The organism is Pseudomonas sp. HMSC063H08 (genome assembly GCF_001813645.1).
Taxonomy (GTDB): Bacteria; Pseudomonadota; Gammaproteobacteria; order Pseudomonadales; family Pseudomonadaceae; genus Pseudomonas; species Pseudomonas aeruginosa.
Genome location: NZ_KV813466.1, coordinates 1 through 677, shown reverse-complemented (window position 1 = coordinate 677; position 677 = coordinate 1). Strand labels below are relative to the sequence as shown.

The 677-nt window shown below is 62.6% G+C and carries 2 pseudogenes; both read right to left on the bottom strand.

Features of this window, described 5'->3' with window-relative positions:
- A pseudogene (locus HMPREF2924_RS36220) lies at nucleotides 1–180 on the bottom strand (hypothetical protein); the annotation flags it as partial.
- Nucleotides 177–677: pseudogene (locus tag HMPREF2924_RS17890) on the bottom strand (hypothetical protein); the annotation flags it as partial. The pseudogenes HMPREF2924_RS17890 and HMPREF2924_RS36220, both read right to left, overlap by 4 nt.

Below are 677 nucleotides of genomic sequence, written 5' to 3'. Positions count from 1 at the left end.
CTGTGCTGAATACCTCGCTGTTACCGGGTCTGGCTCGCAGTAGGACGGCCCGATGTGAACCTGGCAGTCCTGGCATTCAATGGCACAGTTCCAGGCATCGGTGTCGAGCAGCTCGGGTTCCAGCATTCGAATGTTCGTGCTGCTGCAGAGCGGGCAGGGCTTGAGCTTGGGGTCACTCATGGCCTGCCTCCCTGCCCGTCGTCGGTGCTGGGCTTAGCTTGGGAGGAGCCGGCGGCGAGCATCTCGGCCAGCTCGTTTTCGGTGTCCCAATCGATCTGCTGAAACACATCCTTTATCGCGTCGAGTGCCGAGCGGCATTTGTTCCAGTTCGCGTACACCTTGTCTTCGTCGTAGATGTTCCGGCCCCGGTACGCATCGACCTGCTCAGGATCGAGCTGCGCCTTGATGGCGGCGAAGTGTTCGAGGCGGATCAGGCGGTAGCCATCAGGCACGCTGTGCTGAGCCTTGGCGGGCGGGGCTGAGCCTGCGAGAACTTCACGCACCTTCTCGATGCCATGCATCACCGTGGTCGGCCATGAGCCATGGTCGGCAGCGTTGACCACTACCCGCAGGACGTGCTCCAGCTCCGCGACCCTGGCCTGGGCGACGTCGCGCTGATTCAAGGCCTTGGCACAAGCCTCGCTGAGCAGGCGCTCATGCTGTTCTGCTGCCGCATC